The sequence below is a fragment of the Enterococcus sp. AZ048 genome, from assembly GCF_051715125.1.
Taxonomy (GTDB): Bacteria; Bacillota; Bacilli; order Lactobacillales; family Enterococcaceae; genus Enterococcus_A; species Enterococcus_A gilvus.
This window is the reverse complement of record NZ_JBIOTD010000001.1, coordinates 2,412,178-2,435,315: the sequence shown is the minus strand read 5'-3', so window position 1 is coordinate 2,435,315 and position 23,138 is coordinate 2,412,178. Positions and strand designations below refer to the sequence as shown.

The 23,138-nt window shown below is 42.7% G+C and carries 15 protein-coding genes; 13 read left to right on the top strand and 2 right to left on the bottom strand.

The window, feature by feature from the left end; genetic code table 11:
* The first annotated feature begins 12 nt into the window (after positions 1–12).
* From IGI66_RS11865 to IGI66_RS11850, 4 genes are all read left to right on the top strand, one after another.
* Positions 13–570, top strand: coding sequence for a helix-turn-helix domain-containing protein (locus tag IGI66_RS11865; RefSeq protein WP_438849114.1), 558 nt, complete (start codon positions 13–15; stop codon positions 568–570).
* A 15-nt stretch (positions 571–585) separates the two neighbouring features.
* Positions 586–930, top strand: coding sequence for a DUF2200 domain-containing protein (locus IGI66_RS11860; RefSeq protein WP_301516768.1), 345 nt, complete (start codon positions 586–588; stop codon positions 928–930).
* 155 nt (positions 931–1,085) lie between these two features.
* On the top strand, positions 1,086–3,095 hold the full coding sequence (metG, locus tag IGI66_RS11855; protein WP_086303247.1) for a methionine--tRNA ligase: 2,010 nt from the start codon (positions 1,086–1,088) through the stop codon (positions 3,093–3,095).
* A gap of 102 nt (positions 3,096–3,197) precedes the next feature.
* The gene (locus tag IGI66_RS11850) at positions 3,198–3,503 is read left to right on the top strand and encodes a hypothetical protein (protein ID WP_114524970.1); all 306 of its coding nucleotides are present in this window, start codon (positions 3,198–3,200) and stop codon (positions 3,501–3,503) included.
* 421 nt (positions 3,504–3,924) lie between these two features.
* On the opposite strand, the gene IGI66_RS11845 is transcribed toward IGI66_RS11850, so the two are convergent.
* On the bottom strand, positions 3,925–4,437 hold the full coding sequence (locus IGI66_RS11845) for a type 1 glutamine amidotransferase domain-containing protein (protein ID WP_114524969.1): 513 nt from the start codon (positions 4,435–4,437) through the stop codon (positions 3,925–3,927).
* 109 nt (positions 4,438–4,546) lie between these two features.
* On the opposite strand from IGI66_RS11845, the gene IGI66_RS11840 reads away from it, so the two are divergent.
* The 3 genes from IGI66_RS11840 (at position 4,547) to IGI66_RS11830 (ending at position 7,973) form a co-directional block, all read left to right on the top strand.
* Positions 4,547–4,762 (top strand): hypothetical protein, encoded by a 216-nt coding sequence (locus IGI66_RS11840; RefSeq protein ID WP_438849113.1) that lies wholly within the window; start codon positions 4,547–4,549, stop codon positions 4,760–4,762.
* A 373-nt stretch (positions 4,763–5,135) separates the two neighbouring features.
* Positions 5,136–5,978 carry a BglG family transcription antiterminator LicT gene (gene licT / locus IGI66_RS11835; RefSeq protein ID WP_010779687.1) on the top strand — a complete coding sequence of 281 codons (843 nt, stop codon included), beginning with the start codon at positions 5,136–5,138 and terminating at the stop codon, positions 5,976–5,978.
* 84 nt (positions 5,979–6,062) lie between these two features.
* Entirely contained in the window at positions 6,063–7,973 is a 1,911-nt protein-coding gene (locus IGI66_RS11830; protein ID WP_086303250.1) for a beta-glucoside-specific PTS transporter subunit IIABC, read from the top strand.
* A gap of 51 nt (positions 7,974–8,024) precedes the next feature.
* Here the strand turns inward: IGI66_RS11830 and IGI66_RS11825 are convergent, their stop codons facing one another.
* Entirely contained in the window at positions 8,025–8,942 is a 918-nt protein-coding gene (locus tag IGI66_RS11825) for a MurR/RpiR family transcriptional regulator (RefSeq protein WP_010779689.1), read from the bottom strand.
* Positions 8,943–9,160: 218 nt separating this feature from the next.
* Between IGI66_RS11825 and IGI66_RS11820 the strand changes: the two genes are divergently transcribed.
* The 6 genes from IGI66_RS11820 (at position 9,161) to IGI66_RS11795 (ending at position 22,753) form a co-directional block, all read left to right on the top strand.
* A complete protein-coding gene (locus tag IGI66_RS11820) occupies positions 9,161–10,555 on the top strand; it encodes a 6-phospho-beta-glucosidase (RefSeq protein WP_010779690.1) in 1,395 nt (464 codons plus the stop codon).
* Between the two features lie 17 nt (positions 10,556–10,572).
* Complete coding sequence (locus IGI66_RS11815; protein ID WP_086303253.1) at positions 10,573–12,003, top strand: 6-phospho-beta-glucosidase; 1,431 nt, start codon at positions 10,573–10,575, stop codon at positions 12,001–12,003.
* A 192-nt stretch (positions 12,004–12,195) separates the two neighbouring features.
* Positions 12,196–13,719, top strand: coding sequence for a helix-turn-helix domain-containing protein (locus tag IGI66_RS11810; protein ID WP_438849112.1), 1,524 nt, complete (start codon positions 12,196–12,198; stop codon positions 13,717–13,719).
* A gap of 284 nt (positions 13,720–14,003) precedes the next feature.
* Complete coding sequence (locus IGI66_RS11805; protein WP_438849111.1) at positions 14,004–16,892, top strand: vWA domain-containing protein; 2,889 nt, start codon at positions 14,004–14,006, stop codon at positions 16,890–16,892.
* Positions 16,893–17,401: 509 nt separating this feature from the next.
* Positions 17,402–20,620, top strand: coding sequence for a SpaA isopeptide-forming pilin-related protein (locus tag IGI66_RS11800; protein WP_438849110.1), 3,219 nt, complete (start codon positions 17,402–17,404; stop codon positions 20,618–20,620).
* Positions 20,621–21,259: 639 nt separating this feature from the next.
* Positions 21,260–22,753: a helix-turn-helix domain-containing protein gene (locus tag IGI66_RS11795; RefSeq protein ID WP_010779695.1), complete on the top strand. Its 1,494-nt coding sequence runs from the start codon at positions 21,260–21,262 to the stop codon at positions 22,751–22,753.
* Positions 22,754–23,138: the final 385 nt, after the last annotated feature.

Genomic DNA, 23,138 nt, shown 5'->3' with positions numbered 1-23,138 from the left:
ATTGAAGTAATTTTGATTCATGAAATTCAATTATTGAAGGTGAGCGATGAGGGAATGGAAATCAGTCAACGAATCAAAAGCGAACGGCAGGCAGCGGAATGGACACAGGAACAATTAGCCGATAGAATTTTTGTATCAAAACGAACGATCTCAAATTGGGAAACAGGGAAGACAATCCCCGATATTGAAAGCGTGTTGCGTTTATCAACAATTTTTAAACTATCTTTGGACGACCTATTGGTGGAAGATTCAGATGTGGTGAAAGAGATCAAACGCAAAGAAACGATCGCAAAATTGTCCGTTTTGTATTTTGTAGGGCCTATACTGACCGCGTTACTCTTATTAGTCGTGATTTTTTTACCAGAAGATATTTCCCATCGCGAACTGACCCATTATATAGTGATGGCGGCCGCAGCAAATTTTATTACAATGTTTGCTTTCCAATTTAAAATAGATCGATTAAAAGGAAAAGAGGTTGATCTAGATCAACAGCTCAAACAAGGAATCGTTGCGGGTACTGGGTTGATTATTTCTTTTTGTATTTTTCTTATAGTGTTGCATTTTTTATAAAGAAGGGGTCAGTATATGAGTAAGATTTTTAAAATGAGCTTTGCGTCCATCTATCCATTGTACCTTCAGAAAGTTGAGAAAAAAGGACGTACGAAAGAAGAGCTCGACCAAGTGATTTATTGGTTGACAGGCTATGATGAAAACGGGCTGCAGCAGCAATTGGATACAGGCGTTGATATGGAGACCTTTTTTGCGGAAGTTCCCCGATTAAATAAAAATACAGCCTTGATAACAGGCATGATCTGCGGTTATCGCGTAGAAGAAATTGACGATCCCTTGATGCAAAAAATTCGCTACTTGGATAAGCTGGTCGATGAATTAGCCAAGGGCAAGAAGATGGAAAAAATTTTACGAAAATAAGGAAGGCAGCGAGTCGAGGTAGACTTGCTGTTTTTTGATTTATTTTAGGTTATTAAATCAGTTTCCAATAAATAGAGCAGGTTCTTTCATTTTCTTAAAAGCAAAGCCCTTTTATGGTATACTACGAGAGAATCTATTTTTAAAGGAGGAGCCTCATGGCAGAGAAAGAAACATTTTATATTACAACGCCGATTTATTATCCAAGTGGCAAACTGCACATTGGGAATTCTTATACAACGATTGCCTGTGATGCGATTGCACGCTACAAACGCATGATGGGTTTTGATGTGTTTTATTTGACTGGGGTCGATGAACACGGACAAAAAATTGAAAAGAAAGCCGATGAACTTGGCGTAGAACCACAGGAATATGTAGACAAGATGGCGACGGACATCAAAAAATTATGGAAGACGCTCGATATCAGCTATGATAAATTCATCCGTACGACGGATGGGTACCATCAAGCAGCGGTCAAAAAGATTTTTGACCAGTTGTTGGAGCAAGGCGATATTTATCTTGGGGAGTATGAAGGCTGGTATTCTGTTTCGGATGAAGAATATTTCACAGAAACACAACTGGAAGAAGTATACCGTGATGAAGAAGGCAATGTGATCGGTGGGAAAGCACCAAGTGGTCATGAAGTAGAATTGGTACGTGAAGAGTCTTATTTCTTCCGTATGAGTAAGTATGCGGATCGTTTATTAGACTATTACGAAGAGCATCCTGAATTTATTCAGCCTGAATCGCGTAAGAATGAAATGATCAATAATTTCATCAAACCGGGCTTGGAAGATTTAGCTGTTTCACGGACGACCTTTAAATGGGGAATCCCTGTCAATGCGAATCCTGAACACGTGGTGTATGTATGGATCGATGCATTATCAAACTATATCACTGCTTTAGGATACGGCTCTGATGATGACAGCTTGTTCCAAAAATATTGGCCGGCAGATGTGCAAATGGTCGGAAAAGAAATCGTTCGTTTCCATACGATCTATTGGCCAATCATGTTGATGGCGCTTGAATTGCCATTGCCGAAAAAAATCTATGGTCACGGCTGGTTGATGATGAAAGACGGCAAAATGTCGAAATCAAAAGGAAATGTCGTATATCCAGAAATGTTGGTAGAGCGTTATGGATTGGATGCCGTTCGTTACTACCTATTAAGAGCAATCCCGTTTGGTTCAGATGGTGTATTTACACCAGAGGATTTTGTTGCTCGAGTGAATTATGACTTGGCGAATGACTTAGGAAACTTGTTGAATCGTACAGTAGCAATGATCAATAAATATTGTGATGGGATGGTTCCTGCCTATAAATCATTGGTGACAGATTTTGACAGCGAATTATCCACGACTGCAGCCAATGTTGTTAGCCGCTACCGTGAATCAATGGACAAAATGGAATTTAACAATGCCCTAGCAGAAGTGTGGACGCTGGTTTCCCGTGCGAACAAGTACATTGATGAAACAGAGCCATGGGTCTTAGCAAAAGACGAAGAGCGCAAAGCGGAATTAGACAGCGTGATGGTTCATTTAGCAGAAAGTCTGCGCATCGTAGCTATTCTGTTGCAGCCAATCATGACACAAACGCCTAAACGAATTTTTGAACAGCTAGGATTAAACTCGGAACAGATGAACCTAGAAACAATTCATTTTGGCGAATTCCCAGAAGAGACAAAAGTAACGCCGAAAGGCAAACCAATCTTCCCACGTCTAGATATGGAGGAAGAAACAGCCTATATCAAAGAAAAAATGTCTGAAGGCAGTCAGCCAGAGGAAGAAAAAATCAAATGGGACCCAGAAGAAACGGAATTGGTCTCTGTGAAAGATAAAGACATCAAGTTTGATGTTTTCGACAAGGTCGAATTAAAAGTGGCGGAAGTCATGGCATGCAAAAAAGTCGAAGGTGCAGACAAATTGCTGCAATTCCGCTTGGATGCAGGGGACAATCAAGACCGTCAAATCTTATCTGGAATTGCGGAATATTATGCTGACCCAGAATCTCTAGTTGGGAAAAAGCTGATCATTGTAGCGAATCTTAAGCCACGTAAAATGCGTGGGGAGATCAGTCAGGGAATGATTCTTTCAGCGGAAGCGCCAGATGGTACATTGAAGGTAGTTGAAGCTCCTGAAGAGATGCCTAATGGGGCAATTGTCGGATAAAAGCAATAGACTGTAAGCTCTCGGATTTTCGAGAGCTTTTTTTAATGATTTTTTGAAGAATCGAGGTATACTCGAGGTGAGTATTTGAAGGGAGGCGTGTTCATGCCGCTAGTCGCAATTTTGATTGATATACTAACAATGGGAGGGTATTTTATCCAACTGAATCATGGTGGACCTTTGTTATACTTAGCAGGGTTGGTTTTTCAGACTGTGCTGACGGTTTTATTACTGATTCTTATGATCGGTTACCATGGAAAAAGGCATACCGGGTATCGCCCAGAAGGGTATTCTTACCTGACGATCCGTTATGGGATCATCGTCCTTTCCTTCATTATTAATGGGCTTGTATTATTTTTATATGGGTTAAATTATTTTGGTGCAAACGATGTTATTTTTTCAGCTTTTTAAATGTTTTGAAAAAGAAAACAAGCGGTTTTTCTTGCTTAAAATAAACGGGAAAATGATTTAAAAATTATATAATGTTTTATTTAGCTATTTTCGTTTTGATTGTAGTTGTGCTATAGTTGTTTTATACGAAAGATATTTATATGCGACACTTTAACTCATTTTGATGAAATTTAATCAAACTGGCGTAACTATAGGGTTACAAGGATGTATTAGAAGGATTTGGGAATACATCGTTTAAACGAGAAATAGTTAATTTTTAGTAATAGTCAACACCCTCAACTTTAGAATAATGAATATTGATTAGTTAGATAGCCCGCTCATGATTGAGCGGGCTATCGTTCATTTTAGGAGCGTCTCAACGCGATCTATTTTTATTGAAGGGATCAAAAAAAGGACTAGAAATAGTCTAGTCCTTTACCGATTATGCGTGTAGTACTTCAATGATTTTTTTGTTGAAGTCTGGAAGATCATCGGGTGTGCGGCTCGTAACGAGTTTGTTATCAACCACTACAGCCTCATCTTTAACGATAGCGCCAGCGTAACCGACATCTGGGCGAACCGTTGTATAGGCAGTCATTGTACGACCTTTTGTCAAACCTGTTTGGATAAATAATTGTGGGCCGTGACAAATCGCAAAGAGTGGTTCTTCTTTGTCTAAGAAGTAGGTAACGAAAGCGACAAAGCGTGAATCGCCGCGTAATTGGTCGGGAGAGAATCCACCAGGGATCAATAGCGCATCGAAGTCTTCTGGTTTTACTTCATCGATTCCTTTGTCGCTTTTGAAGGTAGTTCCTTTTTTACCTGTAATTTCTTGATTGGCTTCGAAGCTGATAATAGTGACTTCATTGCCGTCTTTTTCTAGTGCTTCTTTCGGAGAGGATAGTTCAACATCCTCTACTAAATCTGTAACGATCGCTGCAATTTTCTTGGTCATTGAAATGCCATCCTTTCTTTTTTAAGTACTCTTTTACCCTAAAGGATATCCAAGCAGAATTCAATTAATCTGTTCGAGGATTTGTCTAACGCCTGCTTGCAGGTGTAAAATGAAGACAAGGGGAGTGACGCGTATGATTATTGGGATCGTGTTTTTATTGCTGGGGATTTGGCAGCTATGGATGACCGTGCGGACATTTAAAAATATAAAAAAGGAAGGAAACGAAAATACGTCTCCTTTCATTATGTTAAGTTTGTGGGGCAGTATCGTGATGGTCGTGATATTTTTATCTTTGGCGATCAACCTTTTAAGCGGTACTTTCTAAGCGCATAAAGGAACGAGGATTTACAGCTTTTTGTACCGGAGGCAGGTTAATAGACGTTCACAAAATACAGGGCGAATAAAATTATTTTTGTAAAATCTATTGACAGCGTTTTCCTTGTTTGTTAAGCTAATTTTGAATTAAATAGACCAAATGATGGATAGTGATTGTTTAAATACAAGCTAAACCTGATGACGTATTCGATGTTATTTGTCGTGCGCTCATTGGGTTTTTTTGTTGCTCAAAAATAGGAAGGAGGGTCTTAAAAAAACAAAATTGAGTTTGACAGCGATCATAAATATATCTATCATTTTAAGTGAAAGAGATCGTGGAAAAGAGCTTGAGTAGCGAATGTCACAGAACGGGGGAGCATTGGATGCAGATTCGAAAAATTTTGAATAACAATGTGGTAATTACAACGAATCAAAAAAATAACGAAATCGTTGTAATGGGGCGTGGTCTAGCCTTTCAGAAAAAAGTGGGGGATGAGATAGCGGAGGACGCGATCGATAAAACCTACCATCTTGCCAACAATGAATTGTCCCATAAATTCCAAGAGCTTTTAGAGGATATGCCAATTGCCTATGTAGAAATCGCCAATGACATTATTGACGAAGCAAAAGTCACATTGAAGAATCCATTGAATGACTCGCTCTACATTTCCATAACGGATCATTTATATGCAGCGATCCAGCGCGTCAAAGAAGGTGTTCGCGTCCGTAATCTTTTATTGTGGGACGTTAAACGGTTCTTTCCTGATGAATTTTCAGTAGGTGTAGACGCGGTCAAGAGAATCAAAAAGAAGTTCGGTATTGATCTAGGGGAAGATGAAGCAGGAAACATTGCGTTGCATCTAGTCAATGCGCAAACGGAAAACGATAATGATGATGCCTTTTTAATGACAGAGATGATGCAGGAAATCATACAAATCACAAGCTATTATTTTAAAGTTCAACTGGATGAAGAATCTGTCTATTTTTATCGTTTTACGACGCATCTGCGCTTTTTTGCCTCACGGATCATGAATCAACGGCAAGTTGCTGATGAGACAGACGATGAGCTGCTTTTGATCATTCAGAGAAAATATCAAAATGCCTACAAATGTGTAGGGAAGATCGCGGATTTTATTTTAGAAAAGTATCAATACGAAATGACGAACGATGAGAAATTGTATTTAACGATCCACATCGCACGGTTAGTGCAAAAAGTGACGCAATAAAAAACACTGCGCTTGTTTAACAGGAAATACCCGGGTGCTGTCAGACAGGCAGACAGGACGACTACAAATTAGGAGGAAATAGAAGTGGGAAAATATCGTGAATTAGCGGAAAAAATCGTCGAAAATGTTGGCGGCAAAGACAATATCAACAGCTTAACGCATTGTATCACGCGTTTACGTTTTAAATTAAAGGATGAAAGCAAAGCAAACGACGATGTATTGAAGAATATGGATGGTGTTGTAACGATCATGCATAGTGCTGGTCAATATCAAGTCGTAATCGGCAATCATGTTGGACAAGTCTATGAAGACGTCGTGGATATGACAGGACTTGGCGGCGAAAGCAGCGCACCAGTCGAAGCGTCAGGTAGTCTTTTTGACCGATTGATTGATGTGATCAGCGGAATTTTCCAACCATTTTTAGGAGCGTTAAGTGCTGGTGGGATGATCAAAGGGCTGAATGCCTTATTAGTAGCAGCAAGCGTACTGACTCCTGAAAGCGGAACCTATATTGTGCTGAATGCCATTGGTGACGCGATCTTCATGTTCTTGCCAATCGCAGTAGCAGTTGCAGCCGCGAAGAAATTCGGCGTGAATCAATATGTGGGTCTGGTGATTGGTGGTGCGCTGTGTTATCCGGCAATCCAATTGTCCACGTTGACTGGAGGCGGCGATGTCCAACCTCTGTACACGCTATTTTCTGGCAGTATGTTTGAAAGTCCGGTCTATATGACCTTTATGGGACTGCCTTTTGTAGCGAATGATTATACAAGCAGTGTTATCCCATCGATCTTGATCGTCTGGATGGCGAGCAAGTTGCAACGACCATTACGCAAAGTGATTCCAGAAGTGATCCAAAACTTCTTCGTACCCTTTTTCTTATTGTTGATCGCGTTGCCGATCGGCTTTTTGGTAATCGGTCCAGTCATTACGATCTTGACGAATATGTTAGCAACTGGGTTCGACAGCTTATTGGCATTCTCTCCGATCTTGTTCGGTTTGATCGTTGGTTTCTTCTGGCAAGTACTAGTAATGTTCGGTCTGCATTGGAGCTTGATTCCGATTGCGATCTTGCAACTGGGAACAATGGGCTATTCTACAGCGTTGACAGGAATGTTTGGTGCCAGCTTTGCACAAACAGCGGCAGTTGCTGCAATGTACTTCCGTTTGAAGAATCCAAAGGAAAAAGCATTAGTCGTACCAGCAGTTATTTCAGGGATTTGCGGAGTTACTGAACCGGCTATTTACGGTCTGTCTCTTCCTAAGAAAAAACCATTTATCTATTCAATGATCGGTGGGGCAGTATCTGGGGCCTTCATGACAGCGATGAATGTTCGTTCGTATGTAATGGGCGGTTTGGGCGTCTTTGGTATTCCAAGTTATATCAATCAGCAAACAGGCGATACATCTGGAGCGATCTACTCAGTAATTTCCATTGTTATTGCCGCTGTGATCGGTTTTGCATTGACACTCTTCTTCTGGAAAGATGATACAGTCGTTGCGGAAGTCGAAGAAGGACAAAAGGCGATGGAAGTTCGCAAAGAAATCGTCACTGCTCCTGTAACAGGCACAATGATGCCTTTGTCAACAGCTAAAGATCAAGCATTTGCACAAGGTGTTTTAGGTAAAGGCGTTGTGATCCATCCAACAGTTGGCGAAGTCGTTGCCCCATTTGACGGCACAGTAATGACGATGTTCCCGACAAAACACGCAATTGGGTTAGTATCAGATAATGGCTTAGAATTATTGATTCATATTGGTTTAGACACGGTTCAATTAGACGGTCAATTCTTTGAATCTTTCGTTGAACAAGGAGCAAAAGTGAAACGCGGCGACAAATTGGTAACCTTCGATATCAAAGCGATCGAAGAAGCTGGTTACAGTGTCGAGACCCCAGTTATCGTGACGAATTCAGCAGATTACTTAGATATTATTGAATCTGATCAGAAGAAAGATATTTGTAACGAGGATGAATTATTAACGGTGTTAGTTTAAACAGAAAAAAATGGAATGTGTTTGCTCACATTCCATTTTTTATGGAGTTGATTAATTGGGGCGGAAGGATTCGGTAAAGCGAACCATTGATTCAGGAGACTCCGCCATAATCGCTGAACTGGTTTTGCGTTTATCCGCAAGCTCTCCGATTTCAATCAGATGATTCAGGTTTTTTTGATAATCCTCAGCGAAAATACAGCTATACAAAACATCCAACAAGTAACAAATCGATGAATTGATGGTAAAATTGGCGATTTTTGAATAGAGCCGTTCTCTAGTAGTCATGCGCAGCGTCGCATGGCTAAGAGAAGCCAGCGTATTTTCCCCGATACTGGTCAGCGCGATAAAGGGAACCTGTTGTTTCCGCAAAATGCGGGCGATCTGCAAGATAAAATTATTTTCTCCCGTGTAGGAAATCAAGATCGCGCAAGTATCTGGTTGGCTGTTGAAGGCTTCATAGGCATCCTCGCCCATTGTCTGGCTGGTAACGACGTTTCTTTGGATGCGGCGCATTTTTAAAGCGAAATCCTGTGAGATCAGTAAATTGGCATTGCTGCCGAAAATCTTGATTTGACTGGCGTTAAGCAAAAGCTGTTTGGCTTTTTGCAGGTCATCGTGATTTAGCAGACTGAGTGTATCGTCAATGGTCGTGCGTTCTAAAGAAGCGATCTTGTTAGCGATCGTCATCAATCCTTCATTTGATTGGAAAGGAAAATTCGCGTCGACATCGTCAAAGTACGTTTGCAGATACGTTTGTTCTGCAAGGAATTCTGTTCGTAATTCCAGCCAACCTTGATACCCTAATTTTTTGGCTACGCGGATCAACGTCGAAGGATGGACATAATTGGCTTCCGCAATTTCTTTGATAGTCATGGGTTCGATCGCTGTACCTTTGTCCAAGATGTAGGCGACTAAGGCGGACTCAGCATTAGAAAAGTCCGTTTGCTTCATTTTTTCTGATAGTAACATGTGCGTACCTCCATCCGTTTACGTTTATTATAAATTATTCGTAAATAGATTTGTGGATTAAATGAGAAAAAACGAGAAATATTCCATCGGTATTTACAAAATAAACCGTTTACAATCATCGATTTGTAAATATGGATGGAACAAATTGTAAACGCATTGAATTCAAATTTTACATCATAGATAATTAGAATGTAAATAAAGCAGAAGGAGTCGATTGAATGGCAGCAGGAGTAAAGATCGCTACAATTGGTGGCGGAAGTAGTTATACACCGGAATTAATGGAAGGTTTTATCAAACGTTATGATGAATTACCAGTGCGCGAGATCTGGTTAGTCGATATTGAAGCGGGACGGGAAAAAGTTGAGATCGTTGGAGCAATGGCGCAACGGATGTGGGATGCTTCTCCTTATGATGTGAAAGTCCACATTACGTTGGACCGTGAAGAAGCCTTGAAAGATGCCGATTTTGTGACGACACAATTCCGTGTAGGCTTGTTAGAGGCTCGGATCAAAGATGAGCGTATTCCAGCGTATTACGGCATGCTTGGTCAAGAAACGAATGGTGCTGGCGGCATGTTCAAAGCTTTTCGGACAGTCCCAATCATTTTAGATATCGTAGAGGATATGAAACGTCTCTGTCCTGATGCGTGGTTGATCAACTTTGCAAATCCAAGCGGTATGGTGACGGAAGCTGTCGTTCGTTATGGAAAATGGGATAAAGTCATCGGCTTATGTAATGTACCGGTGATGGCGCAGATGATCGAACCTGAAATGCTAGGAAAACAACCAGATGAATTGATTTATAAATTTGCTGGCTTGAACCACTTCCATTGGCATAAAGTAGCCGATACCCACGGAAAAAACGTGACACAAGAGATCATTAATAAAATGTATGAAGGCGATGAAACTGGGATGCCGAAAAACATTCATGACATTCCGTTCCCAAGAGAGATCCTGGAACAAATGCAAATGATCCCTTGCGGCTACCACCATTATTATTACCAAGAAGAAGAAACATTGGCACATGCGTTGGAAGAATACAAAACAATCGGCACGCGTGCCCAACAAGTGAAGAAGACGGAAACAGAATTGTTCGAATTATACAAAGATCCAAACTTGGATTACAAACCTGAACAATTGGGTCAACGTGGGGGCGCGTATTATTCTGATGCAGCTTGTGAATCGATCGCGTCTATCTATTCAAATAAAAATACACAATTGGTCGTTTCTACGAAAAATGATGGCGCAGTGCCCGATCTTCCAGCAGACTGTGTTGTTGAAGTTTCCGCGTATATCGGCGGACAAGGAGCGCGTAACGTGGCCTTTGGCGAGTTGCCTACAGCAGAACGCGGCTGGCTGCAAGTCATGAAGGCCATGGAATTATTGACGATCGAAGCAGCAGTGACCGGGGACTACAACACTGCATTGCAAGCATTTACCATCAACCCAATGGTGCGTTCTGGTAAAACAGCGCAACGAATCATGGACGAATTATTCATCGCACATAAAGATCATTTGCCGAACTTCAAAGAAACTATCGAACGTTTAGAAAAAGAAGGCATCGAAGTTCAGGACGAAGTGGCACGTGAATTAGATTTAGAAAAAGTAAAATAGAAAGCAGGAATGAAGCAATGGGATTTAGAAAAGACTTTTTATGGGGCGGCGCGACCGCTGCGAATCAATGTGAAGGCGGCTATAACGAAGGCGGACGCGGATTGGCAAACGTCGATTTGGCACCCGTTGGGAAAGATCGTTTCGGCGTGATCGCTGGTAAAACGAAAATGTTTGATTTTGATGACGAACATTTTTATCCAGCAAAAGAAGCCATCGATATGTACCACCATTGGAAAGAGGACATCGCCTTATTTGCTGAAATGGGCTTCAAAACCTACCGTTTATCTTTAGCATGGAGTCGGATCTTCCCGAAAGGCGACGAAAAAGAGCCGAATGAAGAAGGCTTGAAATTCTATGAAGACATTTTCAAGGAATGTAAAAAATATGGTATCGAACCGCTGGTAACGATCACGCATTTTGATTGCCCAATGCATCTGGTAGAAAAATATGGCGCATGGCGCAGCCGTGAATTGGTCGGTTTCTATGAAAACTTGTGTAATGCTATCTTTACTCGCTACAAAGGATTGGTAAAATATTGGCTGACCTTCAACGAAATCAATATGATCTTACATGCGCCGTTCATGGGTGCAGGTCTATACTTTGAAGAAGGCGAAAACGTGGAGCAGGTGAAATACCAAGCGGCCCATCATGAGTTGGTTGCCTCTGCGATCGCAACGAAGATCGCCCATGAAGTCGATCCTGAAAACCAAGTTGGCTGTATGCTGGCGGCAGGTTCATACTATCCTTATACACCAAAACCAGAAGATGTCTGGGAAGGTCGTCAAGAAGAACGTCAAAACTACTTCTTTATTGATGTGCAATCTCGAGGTGAATACCCTGCTTATGCGCTGAAGGAAATGGCACGTAAGGGAATCGATGTGAAGATGGAAGAAGGCGACGCAGAGTTGCTGAAGGCACACACAGTCGACTTTATCTCCTTCTCTTACTACTCTTCTCGTGTTGCTACGACAGACCCAGAATTGTTGGAGCAAACAGCCGGAAATATCTTTGCTTCAGTGAAGAATCCTTATTTGGAATCAAGTGAATGGGGCTGGCAAATTGATCCATTGGGCTTACGTATCACTATGAATGACCTGTACGATCGTTACCAAAAACCATTGTTCATCGTCGAAAATGGGTTAGGTGCGGTGGATACTCCTGACGAGAACGGGTATGTAGTGGATGATTACCGCATCGATTATTTAGCGAAGCATATCGAAGCGATGAGAGACGCGGTTGATTTAGACGGTGTCGATCTCCTAGGCTACACGACTTGGGGCTGTATTGACTTGGTGTCGGCTGGAACCGGTGAAATGAAGAAACGCTATGGCTTCATTTACGTAGACCGCGACAACGAAGGCAACGGCACATTGAAACGCAGCAAGAAGAAATCCTTCGACTGGTACAAAAAAGTGATTGAAACCAACGGAGATGACTTAAGTAATTAATGTAGAAAAGAGATCTGCTGCGTGCAGGTCTCTTTTTTTGTCGAAAAATGTTTTTTTACTTTTTACTTGTTCTTAATTGTTATTCGATTTATTATTTTCATAGAGAATCATTTTCCGTAAATGTGATTTTGTGCAATGATCAAAAGAATTAGTTGAGGTGTCAGTAGTTAACTGGATCAGGAGGGGGTCATTATGGATTTTAGATCTATTTTAGGAACAAGTGATACTAGGCGGTTGGAATTGGTAGAAAAGCTTTATTACCGCAGGGATGGGCTGTCCAGTGATGAATTACTGAGTGAACTGAATTGTTCACTGCCGATTTTGCTGAATGACATCGATTTGATCAACGAGCAGCACTCCTATTATCTGATCAACAAGGTGAAGGGGCTGTACCGCTTAGAGATCGATCCAAAGGTAAATTTGGGCAATATCTATGCAGACACCTTGAATCGAAGCTCAGAATTTCAAATCATCGAAGAATTATTATACGAGCGTTGCGACAGTATCACGTCACTGTCCAAAAAATTGTATTTAAGTACTTCGAACACGCAACGGGCGTTGAAAAAAATTGAGAAGGCTTTGTCAGAGGCTGGGATGGAGCTTTGTTACCGTCCGCTGCGGATCGAAGGGCGAGAAGGAGAGATTCGCTCCTTTTATTTTCGGTTTTACAGTGAACGGCAGAATATGTTTGAAAGCACGCTGCCTAATTTAACGGCGGTGCAATACGATGTGATCAACAACTATGTTCAAGAGTTCGTCGAGGTGAATGATATTTGGCGGAAATATGTTTTCCAGAAATATTTGGTGTACAACATTTATATCAGCTTATGGAGGATAAAAAACAACCACCCGTTTCCAAAGGAAGAGCTGCGAACGAAGGGAATCAAATTGCCCTTTGGGGATGCGTATAAGGAACTAAAAAAAGTCGTCAGAGAAATCGTGGCGATGGATCTTCGTCCGTTTATTTTACAAGATTGTTTATGGGCGACCTTTTCGGATTCGATCGTATTCAGTATTCCTCATCGGGAGTTGGCGATGACGGACAATCCGAAATATCAGGAGCTGTTCATGCGGCATTATGAGCTGGTTCAGGACTATGACAAAATGTTGGGCTACCGCTTTTCTAAACAGGATAAGATCGATTTGACGACCGTTTTGTGCAATGATTTTTATTTGTATGATCCAGAGGGACAATTCATCGGGGTATTGTGGCGGAATCGTGCGGATTTCCTGATGGAAGTGGAGAAGATCTACAGTCGCGGGTTCAATAAAGTCCGTCGATTAGTGGAACGGTTCGTAGAGAAATACCAGATGTTTCAAGAGAAGGATTTCGTTAAAAACTACAACTACCTGCTGATCACCATGGTCATCAATAGTATGGAATGGCTCGCGGAGCAAGACTATGCCTTGAAGGTATTGCTGCTATCGGATTTGTCGCCGACAGAGGAAAGCTTTTTAGCGAAGCAGATCAAGGAGTATGTTTTTGGAAATATCTCGATCGTTCATTTTGAACAATTGTCGGTAGGGACGGCCCACCTGTTGGATGAATTGAGGCGCTATGATTGCTTGATCACCACAGGCTCCTCGGAGGGGATCCCAGAAGATTATCCAGTCGTCGTGATCGATCCCTTTTTGACGACTCAAAGCACGCGGCTGATTCAAAAAATGATCGGTGAAATTGCTGAAAAAAAAGATGCAGAATTGGCAAATAAATAACAGAATAATAGAATTGCTTATTGAAAAAATCAACGGAAAAATTGCCTCCGTTGATTTTTTTGTTTTAAAACTATTCACTGGATTAGAAAAAAAGTAAAAAAAAAAATACTCTTTCTTTTTCACAAAAAGAAGAAATAAAAATAATAAAACACCGTATTTTTCGGATTGCTTGATTCTATTGATTTCAGTCAACTTTAAATAACTTAAGAATTGTTTTTTACGGAAATTGACGATTTGGTATGCTATAGGGGCTAAATCTGCACTAGTTGAAGGAGATGTGAGAGATGGGAAAAAGCAAAGCGTTGATCGGATCATTGTTTCTTTTAGTCATCATCATCCTGAGTATCGTCGTTCCGACTATCACTGTCTTAGGGGAGACGGTGGCAACGGCGGAGGTGACGACGAAGACGACGGAAGAAATAACGACAAGCACGATGAAAGAAAAAACGAAAGAAACGACAAAAAAAACCACGGCGAAAGCCACTGAAAAGAAAGCGACAAAAGCATCAACAAAGAAGGCGTCGGATCAATCGATGGTCAACGAAGCTAAACTGCCGCAAGGACCTCAAATACCAACCCTTGTGAAAAACTATGAACCTATTTATACGAATAAAGAACCGGATTATCAAACAGACGAGAAGGGAACCTATCCGACATTTGCGTGGCAGCCTGAGGGTCAAACGAATGTTTTGAATCATCAAGGGGGGATCAACGAGCAGATGGGTTGGGACAAGGTGACGTCGTGGAATGTTTTGGAGAATGATTATACGCACTCGTACATCAAATACGGAGCTGATGCAACGAATCCAGATGTTCAGTTACGGAAATATGCCCAGCAGACAGACCGCGAGGAAGAATTTAAAATCAAATTGAATGTTCGCGGGAATACGACGCAAAATGCTGGGGTGGACATCGTCTTCTTATTGGATAACTCTGACTCGATGAACAATACGGAAACTGGCGAACCGCAGAATCGAAAAGCGTATGCGAACGAGGCATTGGATAAGATCATCACGGAATTGAAAAATGTTTACGCTTCTTCAGGAGAATCGATCCGGATCGGCGGACACATTTTTTCTGACTATACCCAAAATGCTTGGGGAGATAAGCAGGGGCAGATCCCAACATTTCAATTGTCTAACAATGTAGCCGATTGGGACAAATTAAAAGCAGAATACGCGCGGGCTTATTCACTGGGGGCGACCTTCACCCAGCGAGGCTTGACCGTGGCAAAAGATGTTTTTGATGCAGCACCGAACTCGGAAGGACGGCGCCAATTGTTGTTTGTTTTGACGGATGGCGCGCCGAATTTGAGCTGGACGACAAAGGATAAAGGAACACCGAACAAAGATATGTTCGTCGATCGCCTGCATTTTACTAATTTTAACAAGGGAACGAAGGGCAGCTACAACCCCGGGGATGTATTAGGGACCAGAAGCTATAAGACGACGATCATTCCTGCATACAATGGCGTGATCAACAGTCATATCACCACGACGAACTCGACAGCGATGGATATAAAAAATGCCGGAGTCGAGATCCATACGATCGCGATGCAGCTGACGGTCAATGTGAATGAGACGAACAAGCGGGAGGAGCTGCTGCGGGGGCTCTATAAAATGTCGACGAAGCGGGCCAATGGGAATCAAGATGCTGAGAAGGATACGGCAGAAGACTTTTTCTACTATTATGTTGAAAAAGGGGCAGATCTGACGGAGTATTTCAAAAGCTGGTACGAAACGGTCATTCGGACGGTCGATAAAGGGAAAATCGTTGATCCTTTGGGAGACATGGTGACGCTTGTGACGGAAGAAGGAAAGGCACCGAAAGTCACGCAGGTAGCCAACGGTGCCGCGAAGATCGAGGATCTGCCAGTGATTTCCCATACGGCAGAGCAGATCAACGTGGACAATATCAATCTAAGCGGGGATCAGGAGATCGAAGTTGAATACACGGTTCGTTTGAAGAGTGATGACCCGTCATTTGTTTCGAATCTCTGGTATCCGACCAATAAGGAGACGACCCTACAGCCGCTGCCTGAACGGACGAATGATTTGCTGGAATTTGGGAGTCCATCTGTCAAATTATCAAAAGCGGAATTTCGCATTCCGGTGAGGAAGGTCTGGAAGGATGACCTTCAAGGGGGAGAAAATTACTGGAAACTACGGCCAGATTCGATCACGGCGGTCCTCCAGCACTTGGAGGGGACGGATTGGAAAGAGGTCGAAAGGGTAGAATTAACTGAAGCAAATGACTGGAAAGCCCAATTTTCCCCTGTAGAAGGGGGTGCCGACCAGCACTATCGAGTCATCGAGCCGACGCGAACCCCCGGGTACAAGCAAGCCGTCCTCAGTCAGGAGCAGTTTACTTCAGAGGACTTGAAGACAGAGAGCCTCACGATCACGAATGAGCTGTTACTTGGGAGCTACCGTTTTTGGAAATTCATGGAGGATGGGAGGACGCCTTTTACAAAGGACTTGCCGACATTTCAGGTGAAAACGGCGGCGGGGCGCCTCGTTGCGGAAAACCTGACACCTGATAAAAACGGCGCCGTTATGATCGAAGAACTTGCGCTTGGAGAGTATCTCGTGGAAGAGACGCATGTGCCCCAAGGATTCCAAAAGATGGCGCCTTTTACGCTCCATGTAACTGAAGATAAAACAGCGGAATCTTTGATCATCCAGGTCAATGATCAGACCGAAGAATACCACGCCATCAATGCGTTGGAAAATTTTGCATTACGTGTTGAAAAGATGGATGATGAGGGAAAATCACTTGCGGGAGCGAGCTTCAAGCTCACCGGTGAGGCCTATGAAGAAACGATTGTTGGCGGACCGGCATTTGATTTTTCTGACTTGCGTCCAGGGGATTATACGTTAACAGAAACGGTCTCCCCCGAAGGATACGAGGCCATAACGGAACCCATCCTGTTCACGATCCAGGTGGACGGTCGCGTGACTATCAAGGAACATCCGAATGTCGCTGGATCAGGAGGGATTAAGGAGACAGGCAATACGATCGCTCTAGAGGTAACAAATAAAAAGATCCGACCGGGTGCTTTACCGAATACCGGGGGGATCGGCTTGCGGAATTTCTATTTGTTGGCAGGGATTTTCGTAAGTATGGGTGTCTTCTTGAGCAGCGTGTACGTGTATCATAGTCGAAAGCCTTAAGTAAAGAGAAACATGTTTTATAGCCGAATGGCCTTCTCATGCAGCAGTTGAGAAGATCACTCGGCTTTTTTGTGTTTGAAAGGGAGATAGAAACGTTATTTATTAAAGATGATTTCGCGAAAAGCAGTCGTGTGAAGTTGTTTGTTGAGAGAAGTCTGTAGGGGCGGAGAGGAGAAGATATTCAAAAGGTTTAATGTGATTATTTAAAATGAACATTAATTAACTTTAAAAGAATTAAACCAAACGAACTAAATAACAAAATGAATAAAATGAGTACAGGGCTTTGTCCTTCTAGATTTAGGTAAAATAACTTTATTTTTCAGAAAACGGCGCCATGAAAAAAATTCTTAATCTGCTATTCTAGAGGTGCTAATAAGGAATAAATAATAAAAGACTGGCGTAGGAAACAAAAAAATAATTCACTCGTTTCTTATCAAATCGCTTCAGGTTGAAGCAGTTTCGCACAGTAAACTCGGGGGTTGACGAATGGAGAAAGGGAGAGAGTGTGTATGAAAAAGACAAACATAGTTATTTTTTTAATGTTGCTTTTTTCGATTATCGCTGAGGCGGCAGTGACTGTCGTCTCGGTTCATGCAGAAGCAAAGGATATTCAGTTGGTGGATGAGAAGTGGTTGGACCTCTCATATACATATGAAAAGGAGGGAGAGAGCAATCAATGGGTCGTGTCCTATGAGCAGCAAAGCGAGGAAAAGGATGCGCCGCGCCGCATGAAATTTCGGGTGACGGATGAGAAAGATCAAGTGATCGAGTATCCAAAACACGAAACGATGACAGAAAAAGAGGGGTGGCTGATCGAAGAGAACTTCTCAGAAAAAAGTGATGGGCGGTTGGTGCTGGAAGTGCCTAGAGCGATCAATGCCCTGCATTTGTATGTCCAAATGGATCAGCAGTCAGAACCGGCGAAGGACGGAGATGCACCAAAGATCCATGAAAATATCGTAGAAAGACAAGCGCCGTTTGTTCTTGAACGGACCAACAAGGCAACGAAGAAGGCAACAAAAGAATCTACCGAAACGGAGCAATCGACAGACGAACGGATCGGGCCCAAAAAGGAAAACACGCCGATGGCTGCAACGGCATCAGCAGCACAGCCCTTTGGGACCAGCCGTATGTACAATCAATTGTATACGAACAAAGAAACGAAGTATAAACACGATGCCGGAACCTATCCTGAATTTTCTTGGCAGCCGACAGGGCAGACGAATGTTATTAATCACCAAGGGGGCGTAGCCGGACAAACGGGGTGGGACGGCGTAAAAAACTGGAATGTCGCCAATGATACCTACAGCAATTCCTATATCAAATATGGGGGAGAGGCAACAAAACCCAATGTTCTCTTGCGGAAGTACGCGCAGGAAACCAGTGAACCCGACGAGTTTAAGATCAAATTGAATGTTCGAGGGAATACCACCTACAAGCCCGGCGTGGATATCGTCTTTCTTTTGGACAATACCGGTTCAATGGCTGGAGCTAAAAAGAAGCAGAGCGCGGATGCGATGCAGAAGATCGTCGATAAATTGCAGGAAATCTCGGGGGGCGATGCGAACTCGATCCGTGTAGGCGGACATATCTTCGCTTCCTACAATAAAAGTATTGAAGGTCAATGGGGCTGGACGAGAACCAAGACCCATCATAAATTGTCCAACAAACCCTCCGATTGGCAAAACATGGTGAAGGTGTACCGGAACTTGACGCCTGCGGGGATGACCTTTACTCAACGTGGATTGCAGGAGGCGGAAGACATTTTTAACGCATCGGGATCAAGCCTTGGTGAGGACCGGTACAAGCTGCTGTTTGTTTTGACGGATGGGGCGCCCAATATAAGCTGGAAGCCGACAAGTGCGGTACGCGAACCTTCGATGTTTTATGATCAGACCTTGATCACCGGCTTTGATAGCGGGTATGCACCGAATTACAATGGCGAGCATACCTTTGAGGGAACAGGTATCAATACGAAATTCGCCAAAAATTTCCCAGTAAACGGGCAGCCGATCACTAGTCACTTAACGACCACCAATTCAACGGCCTACAAATTAAAAAATTCCGGAATAGAGATCCATAGTTTGGCGGTCCAGATCCGATCAACAGGAGATGGGGATCATCCCGCGGCGACGCTATTAGAAGGAATGTACAAAATGGCGACGAAAAAGGCCAATGCGAAGACTGATACACAAAACGATTACTTTTTCTACCATGCGAAAAATGACACGGGGAGTTTGACCGAGTATGTCAAGTCGTGGTACGACACGATCATTCGGACGGTGGATAAGGGGATCGTACTAGACCCCTTAGGCGACATGGTCGAACTTGTCACAACAAATGGGAAAGCGCCAAAGGTCAAGCAGGTGAGCAATAGCGCACCGGCAATCGCCCAAGAGGATATGGCGAGAGTCAAACCAACCAATAATAACCGTCAAATTGAACTAGAAAACATCAACCTGACTCAGAACCAAGAGATCGAGTTGGAATACACGGTCAAATTAAAGACGAATGACAGCAACTTTGTTTCGAATCGCTGGTATCCGGCCAATAACAAGACCATGCTGTACCCGACACCTGAACGGACAAATGATGAAATGGAATTCGGTCGTCCGTCTGTAAGGCTCCAAAAGGATGAATTTGTGATCCCAGTGGAGAAAATCTGGTCAGACAAGCTGGCGACAGAAACAGACAATTATTGGGGCATGCGGGGATCAAAAGTGACGGCGAAGCTTCAGCGGCTGGCGGGATCAACGTGGACCGATGTCCAATCGCTGACGTTGAATGCGGCGAACCAATGGAAAGGAACCTTCTCACCTGTCGACGGCAGTTCGGGGAATACTTACCGTGTCGTGGAACCCACACGAACGAATGGGTACAAGAAGGCCAGTCTGAATCAAGGGATCTTCACTTCTGATACTATGCCTAATGGCGGGATCAAAATCACCAATGAGCTGTTGCGAGGGGACTATTCATTCTGGAAGGTCATGGGGGACGGAAAGACACCGTTTACCACCGATCTGCCGAAATTTAAGGTGACCCGCAGCGATGGAAAAGTGCTGGCGGAAAATCTTGCTCCAGAAGCAGGAACAGGAAAAGTGACGATCAAAAACATGCCGATCGGAACTTATACGGTAGAGGAAACATATGTGCCAAAGGGCTTCCAGAAGATGGCGAAGTTTACCATTGAAGCGACAGAAAACAACAGCAGTGCACCTAGCTCGGTGGTCTTCAAGGTAAATGGCAGCACAGGGAAGCACACGGTTCGGAATCAATTAACGGACTTTTCTCTGATCGTTGAGAAGGTCGATGACCATGATGCGTGGATCTCGGGAGCGACCTTCAAATTAACAGGTCCCAATTATAATGAAACGATCGCTGGCGGCCCGATCTTTGATTTTATGCTCTTGCAGCCAGGGAAATACACATTGACTGAAACGGATAGTCCGAACGGCTATGGAATGCTCACTACGCCGATCACATTTGAGATCAAAGAAGATGGGAAATGTGTGGTGGATGACCATGGGAATGTGATGGAGTCCTCCATCACGATCGATGATGAGATTGCGATCTATTTGAAGGTACTGAACAAAAAAGTCCGCACTGGAGTATTGCCTCAAACCGGGGCATTCGGGGTTCAAGGACTCACGTTGATAGCGGGGACGCTCGTTCTTGGAGGCGTAATGCTGGGTATCTTATCCTTGTATCTTAATAGAAGTAAGAAGTAATTTTTAGCTAAATAGCTAGTTCTAAGAGCCTGACAGCGTCTGCGTTGTTAGACTCTTTTTTTTAAACAATTTGAAAGAAAATGATTCAAATTTTTTATTTAGTTTCTTTAATTTGAGTATTTATAAAGTTTATCACTTATAAAGAAAACGAAATAAATAACGGAGTCTTATTTATAAGTTATTAAATTACGGGTTCCCCACGCTTTATAATAACTATACACAAAAAAATAATAGAAAAGCGTCAAAAAATAAGATTCGCTATCATGTAGATATAAGGAAGAACAGTTAAATTTTTGGGTCATTCTTGATGAAAATTTGGAAAAAATAAGACAATTCCTTTTAACAGCCTAACTTTTTTAAAAATTATAAATACATCGGGTTGTTTTAGGAAAGCGCTTTAAAACGGTCATAAGGCAGGAGGGAAACGAACCCAAACAGTTCATACGATCCGAAAATTACGCGTGTGATTTTTTAGCAGAGCCACTTTGAGGTATGGGTATCTCAAGTAATGAGAAGAATAAGCGTACCACAGGTAATAAAAATTCGTCCGGTGCGTGAGGGATGTGTTGGTACAAAGGCCTGATCTGATGATTTTAGGAACAGCGCTAGTTTAAGAGGGGTAAAAAAGGGGATGTAGAGATGGATTTTAGAGAGGTTTTAGGAACAAGCAGCTTACGACGTCTGCGCTTTGTTGAATTATTGTATGCAAGTCAGGTGGGCTTGCCAAGCGATCAGCTGCTTGAAGAATTGGAGTGTTCGCTGCCTATTCTATTGAAGGACGTCAAGTTGATCAATGACGATCAGGACGATTTTCATATTGAAAAGTTTAAGGGATTGTACCAAATTCAAGTAAAACCACATGTAAGCATCAATCGCTTATATGCAGATGTGCTGCAGCAGTCACCTGAGTTTCAGATCATTGAAGAATTGTTGTATGAAAAATGTTCAAGTATCAGCGACTTGGCGGATAAATTGTATTTGAGCGCGTCCAATACACAGCGCTATTTGAAAAAAATTGAGACCGCGTTGAAAAAAGCGGGGATCAAGCTGGATTATCGGCCGTTGCGGATCGAAGGAAAAGAGAGCTGTATTCGACACTTTTATTACCGCTATTTTCTGGAAAAATCGGACCGCTTAGAGTCGTTATTTGTTGACTTGAAGGGGCATCAAATCAAAGCGATCACGGATCTGGTGGATCAATTTATCCAAGTCAATCATTTGGAAAATCGGCATATTTTTAGGAAACGTCTCAGCTACAACATTTATATCAGCCTGTGGCGTATCAAAAATGGGCGTCATTATCCAAAATGCGACTTGATCAGTCCCTTGAGTCTGCCGGATGTGGAGACTTTAGAGGCGTTTGAGCGAATGGCGGTAGAGGTATTCAGGATTCGATTGACGGATGAAGACATCAAGGATTGTCTGTGGCTGTCGTATGCAGACATGCTGATCTTCAGCGAGGATCAGTGGAAATCCGCGATGAAGCAAAGCCGAACGTATCGCGACCTGTATCAAAAACATTTTGAGCTGGTGGAGGAATTCAACAACTTGATCGGCCGTTCGCTGGATGAGCTGGAGCGGAGTGAATTGGCGATCGTCTTGGTGAATGACCAGCGGATGTATTCAACTAAAGGGAAATATATCGATATTCTGTACCGGCAGCGGGGGATTTTTTTAGAAAAAATGATGGAGACGCATTACCAGGCAGTAAAAAAAGTGTTGCGGATCGCAGAAGCCTTCGTGAAGAAATACCGGATCTATCAGGAGAATGATTTTGTCTGGAACTATGCTTACCTCTTGATCACGATGGTACCGCAAAGCTTGAATTTGTTGGCTACGAATGATCATGTCTTGAAGATCTTGTTGCTGTCTGAGCTGTCGCCGACGGAGGAATCGTTTTTGGCAGAACAGATCGAAGAAAGGATCTACGGCAATTTTAAGATCCACTTTGTTGAAGAACGAGCGCGGGATGCTCGGATCGACCGGCATGAACTGCTCAAATACGATGCGTTGATCACCTCCAGCAGTGTGGAGGAAGTCCCCTATGACTATCCGACGGTGATCATCGACCCTTTTTTGACGAGCCAAAACATCGTCCAGCTCCAACAGTTGATCAGCGATTTGTCGGGATAAGATGCACCTGTCAGGGGAAGCTTTTTGCGAGAAAGAGAAAACCAAATGACTGTAATTAATTTAAAGAAATGAGTTTTACTATTTGAAATAAAAAATTAAATAAATGAGTATAATAACTGATTTAACAAGGGCGAATGTATAAATAATAGATTGTTAACGGATATATAATAACTAAAAAAGAGAAAAAAAGTAAAAAGCGAAGAAAAATAATATCAGTTACTATGATGATGGATCAAAAAAAAGGTCAGTATCTTGAGTGGAAGGAGGAATACTTGAAATGTGAGTGTATTGAAAAATACAAACATATCAATGCTGGTGAATCAGCTATCAAAAGCGCCAATCGCCTGATAACAAGTTTTTGATACGTAAAAATCAGCAGTCACTT

What these genes read in the sequence shown, in the direction of transcription:
- IGI66_RS11860 (WP_301516768.1), top strand. Translation starts at nt 586, where the DNA reads ATGAGTAAGATTTTTAAAATGAGCTTTGCGTCCATCTATCCATTGTAC.
- metG (WP_086303247.1), top strand. Translation starts at nt 1,086, where the DNA reads ATGGCAGAGAAAGAAACATTTTATATTACAACGCCGATTTATTATCCA.
- IGI66_RS11850 (WP_114524970.1), top strand. Translation starts at nt 3,198, where the DNA reads ATGCCGCTAGTCGCAATTTTGATTGATATACTAACAATGGGAGGGTAT.
- IGI66_RS11845 (WP_114524969.1), bottom strand. Translation starts at nt 4,437, where the DNA reads ATGACCAAGAAAATTGCAGCGATCGTTACAGATTTAGTAGAGGATGTT.
- IGI66_RS11840 (WP_438849113.1), top strand. Translation starts at nt 4,547, where the DNA reads ATGAAGACAAGGGGAGTGACGCGTATGATTATTGGGATCGTGTTTTTA.
- licT (WP_010779687.1), top strand. Translation starts at nt 5,136, where the DNA reads ATGCAGATTCGAAAAATTTTGAATAACAATGTGGTAATTACAACGAAT.
- IGI66_RS11825 (WP_010779689.1), bottom strand. Translation starts at nt 8,942, where the DNA reads ATGTTACTATCAGAAAAAATGAAGCAAACGGACTTTTCTAATGCTGAG.
- IGI66_RS11820 (WP_010779690.1), top strand. Translation starts at nt 9,161, where the DNA reads ATGGCAGCAGGAGTAAAGATCGCTACAATTGGTGGCGGAAGTAGTTAT.
- IGI66_RS11815 (WP_086303253.1), top strand. Translation starts at nt 10,573, where the DNA reads ATGGGATTTAGAAAAGACTTTTTATGGGGCGGCGCGACCGCTGCGAAT.
- IGI66_RS11810 (WP_438849112.1), top strand. Translation starts at nt 12,196, where the DNA reads ATGGATTTTAGATCTATTTTAGGAACAAGTGATACTAGGCGGTTGGAA.
- IGI66_RS11805 (WP_438849111.1), top strand. Translation starts at nt 14,004, where the DNA reads ATGGGAAAAAGCAAAGCGTTGATCGGATCATTGTTTCTTTTAGTCATC.
- IGI66_RS11800 (WP_438849110.1), top strand. Translation starts at nt 17,402, where the DNA reads ATGAAAAAGACAAACATAGTTATTTTTTTAATGTTGCTTTTTTCGATT.
- IGI66_RS11795 (WP_010779695.1), top strand. Translation starts at nt 21,260, where the DNA reads ATGGATTTTAGAGAGGTTTTAGGAACAAGCAGCTTACGACGTCTGCGC.